Source organism: Kumtagia sp., assembly GCF_059502445.1.
Genome location: NZ_JCACER010000052.1, coordinates 38747 through 46418, shown reverse-complemented (window position 1 = coordinate 46418; position 7672 = coordinate 38747). Strand labels below are relative to the sequence as shown.

Below are 7672 nucleotides of genomic sequence, written 5' to 3'. Positions count from 1 at the left end.
CCAAACCAGATGGCTTTCCACTATGCATGACTTTCCCCGGACAGCCCTGCCCTTGAGGGGAGGGGTTAGGGGTGGGGGTAGCCGGCCGCGCGACGCTTCCAGAACTTCCATATGCGATCGTCCTGCCCGTTACCCTGGGAGGAGGACCATGCGAAGCATGGTGGAGGGGGCGCGAAGAGTTAACAACGGAACGGTCAGCGCAAGCACCCGCTGGTATCAGGCCGCGCGCAGTGCCCCGGTGCGCGCCTCGTCGACGACGAGCACGCCGAGTTCACCGCCTTCGACGAGCGCGACGCGGTAGACCGTCTCGGCGGCTTCGCGCGACAGCCAGCCGCGATTGACGGTGGCCGCGACGCGGCGCGGATCGCGCTTCAGCGGATCGCCATAGCCGCCGCCGCCGCAGGCGGTGAAGGCGATCTTGGCGCCCTGCTCGATCGTCTCCTCGGCGAAGGCCGGCAGCACGACGCGTCCGGAGCCGGTGAGCTTGATCGATTCGCTCTCCTTGCCGTCGCCGCCGCCTAGCACGCCGCGCGGCGGGAAGCTGGTGCCGTCGGCGGCGTAGACGATCGTCATGTCGTGGTCGAGCGGATAGAAGACGCCGGCCATGGCCGGCGCGCCCTCGAACTCGCCAAAACCCTGCGAGCCGGGCAGCACGCCGCGGCGCTCGATGACGATCGGGTACATCGACTCGTCCACTTCGACGGAGTCGAGCTGGATCAGGCCGGCGTTGGCCGGGCCGCAATAGGTGAGCCAGCCGTCGAAGCCGTGGCGCGCGCCGCCGCCGGCATAGCCGACGAAGACCTGGTTGACGTAGGCCTTGCCGTTCTTGAACGGATCGTGGCCGGAGATGACGCCGACACCCGCCGGCAGGTGGTTGCCGCTCTCGGCCTGGCCGTGCGGCGCGCCCATCTCGGCGAACACGCAGTTGCCGGCGATCATCAGGCGGTCGTTGACGTTGGTCGTGGCGACCGAGGTGCCGACCGGGTATTTCGGCTTGCCGACGACGCTGCCCTCGCGCAGCAGCACCTTGATCTGCGACTTGGCGCCTTCATTGTGCGGGACGCTCTCGTCGAGATTGTTGAAGACGCCGATGCGGCAGGAGCCGGTGGCGGTGTTCTCGGAGAGGTTTAGGCCGCCGGGCACGTTGTCGATGTTGTCGCGGGCGTCGACGACGATCTCGCCCTTCTCCGGATCGACATGGATGGTGACGCGCACCGGGATGCCCTCGTCGGCCACGCCTGGCACCGGATCGTGCCTGGTCTCGTAGGTGTAGCTGCCTGCCGGCAGCTTGGCGATGGCCGCCTTGGCGCAGCGCGCGCCGTAATCGAACCAGTCCTCGACGAAGCCCATGATGGTATCGCGGCCGTAGCGGGCGAACAGCTCGCCGATGCGCCGCTCGCCGGTGCGGCAGGCGCCGATCTGGGCGCGCACGTCGCCCAGCCACATGTCCGGCACGCGGTTGCGCATGGTGCCGATGCGCAGGATGTCCTGCTTCTCCCGGTAGTCCTGCGCCACCCGCACGCAGGGGAAATGCAGGCCCTCCTCGAAGATGTTCTTGGCGAAGGGCAGATAGGTCGACGGCACCGGCGCGCCGGTGTCGGCATGATGCGACAGCGCCACCACCCAGAACAGCGGCTCGCCCTCATGGAATACCGGCATCGCCATGATCAGGTCGGCATGATGAGTGCCGCCGGTATAGGGGCAGTTGTTGAGGAAGATGTCGCCCCGGGCGATGTCGTCGAAGAGCTCGGTGAGCGGCCTGGTCGCCATGTCCATCGACATGACGTGGATGGGCAAGGCATCCTCGACCGAGACCAGCTTGTGGTCGAAGGTGAGGATGGCGCAGGAGAAGTCGCGCGCGTTCTTGATGACGGCCGAGCGGCTGGCGCGCATGACCACCAGCGTCATCTCGCGCACGATCGCCTCGAAGCGGCTCTTCAGCACCGACATCAGGAAGGGGTCCACGCGCCGGTCGGCGATGTCGAGGTCAGATGTGTTGATGGCGTCCATGACGGTCACTTCCTCGTTCGACGATTGGATCAGGCGACGGCGACGACGAGATTGCCGTAGCGGTCGATCTCGCCGTGGTGCCGGTCCTTGAGGTAGGCGGTGAAAGTCTCGGCCTCGACCAGGCACGGCCCGGCGAGACGGACGCCGGCGCCGAGATCGCCCATCTCGTAGACGGGCAGCTCGTCCACCCGGCCGCTCTCCTGCCGGTAGACGCCGCGCTTCGCCTTGGGCGCCACATCGCCCGCCTGATCGGCTAGCGTGTTCCTCTGCCAGATGTCCTGGCCGGAGCGCTTGCCGATGGCGCGCAGCTTCCAGGCGGTGAACTCGACCACGTCGTTGTCGGCGCGAATCGAATAGATGCGCTCATGCATGCGGTGGAAGGCCTCCACCAGGCCCGGCAGGTCGTCGTCCGTCAGCACGCCGCCCGCGGCCTCGAACGGCACCTCGATCTCGAAGGACTGGTATTCGTAGCGACCGAGGAAGGCGAATTCGAACTGCCGGTTCTCCGGCGCCACGCCGGCCTCGGCAAGGAAACCGTCGCCGGCCCGGCGCAGGCGCTGCAGCGTGTCGGTCGCGCCCGCGGCATCGAAATTCGCCCCGGAGGTCAGGAAGACCGCGCTCTCCTCGTTGCGGATATCGGAGATCAGGCCGCCGAAGGCGCTGAGGCCAGCCATGAAGCGCGGGATCATGTAGCGCTTGAGGCTGAGGATGTCGGCCATCTCGGCGATGTGGATGGCGGTGGCGCCGCCGCCACAGACGAAGAAGCTGTCGCGCGGGTTGATGCCCTCGCGCACCGTGATCTCCTCGATGGCGGCGACCATGTTGTGGTTGCTGGTGGTGTAGATGGCGTAGGCCGCCTCGTGCAGCGACACCCCGAGGCGCGCCGCGATCCTGCCGACCGCAGCTTCGGCGAGGTCGCGGCGGAGCTGCATCTTGCCGCCGAGGAAATAGTCGGGATCGACGATGCCGAGCACGACATTGGCGTCGGTCACCGTCGGCTCGGTGCCGCCCTTGCCGTAGCAGGCGGGGCCCGGCCGCGCGCCGGCGCTGCGCGGACCGACCCGCAGCAGCCCGCCCTCGTCGACGAAGGCGATGGAGCCGCCGCCGGCGCCGACCGAGCGCACGTCGACCTTCGGGATGCCGAGCGAATCGTCGTGGATCATGCTGTCGGGCGTGACGATGATCTGGTGGTCGCGCAGGGCTGATACGTCAAAGGTGGTGCCGCCCATGTCGCCGACGATGATGTCGGGTTCGTCCGACAGCGCCAGCGCCGCCATCGGTGCCAGCGTCGGGCCGGACATGACGCTGTAGATCGGCTTCCTGATCATGTCAGCGAGCGGCATCATGCCGCCGACGCAGTTGGCGAGCAGCAGCTCGCCACCGAAGCGCTCGTCGTCGAGCGCCGTCTTCAGCTTCTCGATATAGGTGCGCACGATCGGGTTGATCGACGCGTCGATCGCGGCGGCGATGATGCGCTTGTACTCGCGCGGCATCGGGTTGATCTCGTGGCTGAGCGTGATCGGGATGCCCGGCAGCTCGCGCTCCAGCAGGTCGCGCACGGCAAGCTCATGCGCCGGGTTGACCACCGACCAGAGCAGGCCGACTGCAACCGCCTCGACGCCGAGGGCGCGGAAGTCGGCCGCCGCCTTGCCGATATCGTCGAGCGACAGCGCAACCAGCTCGCGGCCGCGCGCATCGATGCGGCCGCCGACGGTCCTGGTGAGATGGCGCGGCACATAGGGATCGGGATAGTCGAGGCGCCACTGGAAGGCGCCCTTGCGCGGCCCCTCACGCAGCACGAGGATGTCCTGGTGGCCTTCCGTCAGGATCAGCCCTACCTTCACGGTCTTGCGCTCGACCAGCGCGTTGGTCGACACCGTCGAGCCGTGCACGATCAGGTCGACCTGCTTCATGAAATCCGCCGGCGTCAGGCCGTAGCCTTCGGCCGCGACATGCAGGACGTCGATGAAGCCCTTCTCGAACTCGCCCGGCGTAGTCGGCGACTTGAAGATCGCGATCTCGCCCTTGCTGTTGGAGACCAGGCAGTCGGTGAACGTCCCGCCGATGTCGATGCAAACCTGATATGCCATACGGGTCCTCGAAGATATCTTGCGGGATCTCAGCGCCTGACGTCGCGGCTGACGATCAGGCTGACGATGATGATGACGCCCAGGCAGATCTGCTGGAGATAGCCGTCGATCTGGACGAGGTTCATGCCGTTGGAGAGCACGGTGATGAACAGCGCGCCGAGCACCGCCGCGCCGACGCCGCCCTCGCCGCCGGAGAGCCGCACGCCGCCGACCACGGCAGCGGCGATCGCCTCCAGCGTCAGGTTGCCGCCGAGATTGGGCTCACCGGAACCCGTGCGGGCGGTGAGTAGCAAGGCGCCGAGGCCGATCAGCACGGAGCAGAGCATGTAGGCGACCACCAGCACCGGCATGGTGCGGATGCCGGCGGCAACGGCCGCCCTCGGATTGGCACCGATGATGTAGAGGCTGCGGCCGAAACGCGTCGCCTTGAGGGTCAGGAAGAGCAGCGCGAAGACCAGCGCGGCGACCAGGATCGGAACCGGGATCGACAGGACGCTCGCCTGGGCGAAAATGGCGGTGAAGCCCGGCGGCAGGCCGGTGACGGGAAAACCGCCGCTGACGGTCGAGGCGAAGGCCATCACCACATTGGCCATGCCCAGCGTGGTGACCAGCGGATTGATGCCGATGCCAGCGATCAGCAGCCCGTTGGCAAGGCCGATCAGCGCCGCGACGAGGATACCGGCGCCGAGGCCCCAGAGGATCGCGGCATCGCCGCCGCCCATCGCGACCATCGCCATCGACGCCGCCACGCTGACCAGCGACACGGTGTAGCCGAGCGACAGGTCGAAGCCGCGGGTCAGGATGACCATGGTCTGCGCCATGGCGAAGATGGCGAGATAGCTCGCCTGGATGGCGATGTTGCGGAAATTGCCGAAGGACAGCACGCGCGGCTCGATCAGGCCGAACAGCACCAGCGTGCAGAGGATGGCGATCGGCAGGCGGGCGGCGCGCAGGCCGGCGAGAAAAGACGTGGCGGAGGCCCGCACCGCTGCCGCTTGCGTGCCCGAAGGAGTGCTCATGCCTGCCGCCTCCGCAGAAGCAGCCGCTCGATGGCGAGCGCCACGATCAGCACGGCGCCGAGCACCAGCGTCTGGTACTTGCTGTCGACCTGGACCAGGTTCATGGCGTTGGCGACCACCGCCAGAAACAGGGCGGCAAGCGCCACATGCTCGGCGCGGCCGACGCCGCCGCGCAGCGACACGCCGCCGATCACCGCCGCCGCGATGGTCTCCAGCGCCAAAGTCGTGCCGATGGTCGCGTGGCCGGCGCCCAGCCGCGACGTCATCAGGAAGCCGGTGAGCGCGGCCAGCACACCCGCCAGCACATAGGCCGCCATCAGGGTGCGGCCGGTGCGCACGCCGGAAAGGCGGGCCGAGCGCTCGTCGCTGCCGACGGCATAGATGTGACGGCCGAGCGCGGTGAAGCGCTGCAGCACGATGCAGGCGGCGAGCACGGCGAGCGCCACCCAGAGAACGACCGGCAGGCCGAGAAGCTGGCCGCGGCCGACACCGCTGACGAAGGCATCGGTGACGCCGTAGATCGGGATGCCCTGGGTGAAATAGAGCGCGATGCCCACCAGCACCGACATCATGGCGAGCGTCACCATGAAGGGCGACAGCGAGAAGGAGGCGACCAGCCAGGCATTGACCGAGCCGACCAGCACGCCGACGCCGACGACGGCGGCCAGCGACAGCAGGATCAGCAGCACGCCCATGTCCGGGAAGTAGCCGCTGCCGACCAGCATGACGGTGGCCGTCACCACCGAGGCGATCGCCACCACCGCGCCCACCGACAGGTCGAAGCCGCCGGCGGTCATCACCAGCATCTGCGCCAGCGAGGGGATGAGCAGGAAGGAGAAATTGCGCATCATGTTGATCAGGTTGAGCCGGTTCAGGAAACGCGGCTCGATCAGCGCGGTGGCGACGACGGCGATGACGAGGAATGTGATGACGATGCCGCCCTGCATGAGGAAGCGGTCGAGCAGGCCGACGCGGTGCGGTGTCCGCTCCGTGCCGGCCGAGGTCGCGGTCACCGAACTCATGCCTGGCCCCCAAAATAGTGGGAGAGAATCTGCTGCTCGGAGCGTTCGTTCTCGCCGAGCTCGGCCACCATGCGGCCCTCGTGCATGACGTAGATGCGCGAGGCGAGATTGACGAGCTCAGGCAGCTCCGACGTCGAGACGACGACGCAGGCGCCGCCTTCGACCAGCCGCTTGATCAGGTTGTAGACATCGGCCTTGGCGCCGACGTCGATGCCGACCGTCGGCTCGTCGAAGAGATAGACGTCGAAGGGTTTCATCAGCCCGCGCGCCAGCATCACCTTCTGCTGGTTGCCGCCGGAAAAGGCAGAGACCCGGCGCTCGGGCGCCATCGGCCGGAGCGCGAGCTCGGTCAGCGGCGCGCGGATCACCTCGTTCTCGCGCCAGAATTTCAGCACCGGCCCGGCGGCCAGCGACGGCAGCCTGAGCGCACTCATGGTGGCGTTCTCGCGCGCCGGGCGCATCACCGCCAGGCCCTCCGAGCCGCGGTCGGCAGGGAAATAGCAGAGATTGGCGGCCAGCATGGCCGGCGGCGACGGGCGCTCCACGACCTTGTCGCCGAGCCGGATCATGCCGGACTCGATCGCCTCCAGGCCGAAGACGGCGCGGCACAACTCGCTGCGGCCGCAGCCGACCAGCCCGGCCAGCCCGACCACCTCCCCCGCCCGGGCGACGAAGGAAGCGTCGATCACGGAGCCGTCGGCGGTGGTGAGATTGCGGACCTCGAGCCGGACCTCGCCGGGCTTCTGCTCGATCTTGGGAAAGAGCTGCTCGACCGGACGGCCGACCATCATCTCGATGAGCCCGTCGTCGGAAACGTCCGCGGTCGCCACGGTGCCGATCTTCTTGCCGCCGCGCAGCACGGTGACGCGGTCGGAAAGCTTCCGTATCTCGGCCATGCGGTGCGAGACATAGATGATGCCGACGCCGCGCCCCTTCAGCACGGCCATGGCGCTGAACAGCTTTTCCGCCTCGCCGTCGGTGAGCGAGGCCGTCGGCTCGTCGAGGATGAGCACTTCGGGCCGGGTGCGCAGCGCCTTGGCGATCTCGACCATCTGCTTCTGGGCGCGCGAGAGGAAGGCGACCTTCTCGTCGAGCGGCACATGGAAGCCGAGGTCGTCGAGCAGATCGACGGCCGCCTGGCGCATCTGCCGGCGTTTGAGGAAGAAGCCGCCTGATTGCTCGCGGCCGAGAAACAGGTTGTCGAGCACCGTCAGGTCCGGCACCAGGCTGAATTCCTGGAACACGGCGGCGATGCCGTTCTCGCGCGCCGCCTGCGGCGTCAGGCTGGCCACCGGCCGGCCGCCGATGCGGCAGGAGCCCTCGGTCCAAGGAAACGTGCCGGCGATCAGGTTGATCAGCGTCGACTTGCCGGCACCGTTCTCGCCGAGCAGCGCGTGAACCTCGCCGCGCTCGAGCGAGAAATCGACATTGTCGAGCGCGACGACGCCCTGAAACGCCTTGGTGAATCCTGTAACTTCCAGCATCCCGTCAAAATGCCCAAATTGGCGGCGGCAAGGCCCGACCACGACGG

General features: G+C 67.8%; 5 protein-coding genes. All 5 read right to left on the bottom strand.

Features of this window, described 5'->3' with window-relative positions:
* Positions 1-216: 216 nt before the first annotated feature.
* The 5 genes from AC5JDC_RS16690 to AC5JDC_RS16670 are packed head-to-tail and all read right to left on the bottom strand — an operon-like array spanning position 217 to position 7625.
* The gene (locus AC5JDC_RS16690; protein WP_495842874.1) at positions 217-2010 is read right to left on the bottom strand and encodes a hydantoinase B/oxoprolinase family protein; all 1794 of its coding nucleotides are present in this window, start codon (positions 2008-2010) and stop codon (positions 217-219) included.
* Between the two features lie 29 nt (positions 2011-2039).
* Complete coding sequence (locus AC5JDC_RS16685) at positions 2040-4100, bottom strand: hydantoinase/oxoprolinase family protein (RefSeq protein ID WP_495842872.1); 2061 nt, start codon at positions 4098-4100, stop codon at positions 2040-2042.
* A gap of 29 nt (positions 4101-4129) precedes the next feature.
* Positions 4130-5119 carry an ABC transporter permease gene (locus tag AC5JDC_RS16680; protein WP_495842870.1) on the bottom strand — a complete coding sequence of 330 codons (990 nt, stop codon included), beginning with the start codon at positions 5117-5119 and terminating at the stop codon, positions 4130-4132.
* The gene (locus AC5JDC_RS16675) at positions 5116-6141 is read right to left on the bottom strand and encodes an ABC transporter permease (protein ID WP_495842868.1); all 1026 of its coding nucleotides are present in this window, start codon (positions 6139-6141) and stop codon (positions 5116-5118) included. Before AC5JDC_RS16675 ends, AC5JDC_RS16680 begins: the two co-directional genes overlap by 4 nt.
* Positions 6138-7625, bottom strand: a complete 1488-nt coding sequence (locus AC5JDC_RS16670) for a sugar ABC transporter ATP-binding protein (protein WP_495842865.1) — start codon at positions 7623-7625, stop codon at positions 6138-6140. The genes AC5JDC_RS16675 and AC5JDC_RS16670 overlap by 4 nt, the downstream gene beginning before the upstream one ends.
* Positions 7626-7672 lie beyond the last annotated feature (47 nt).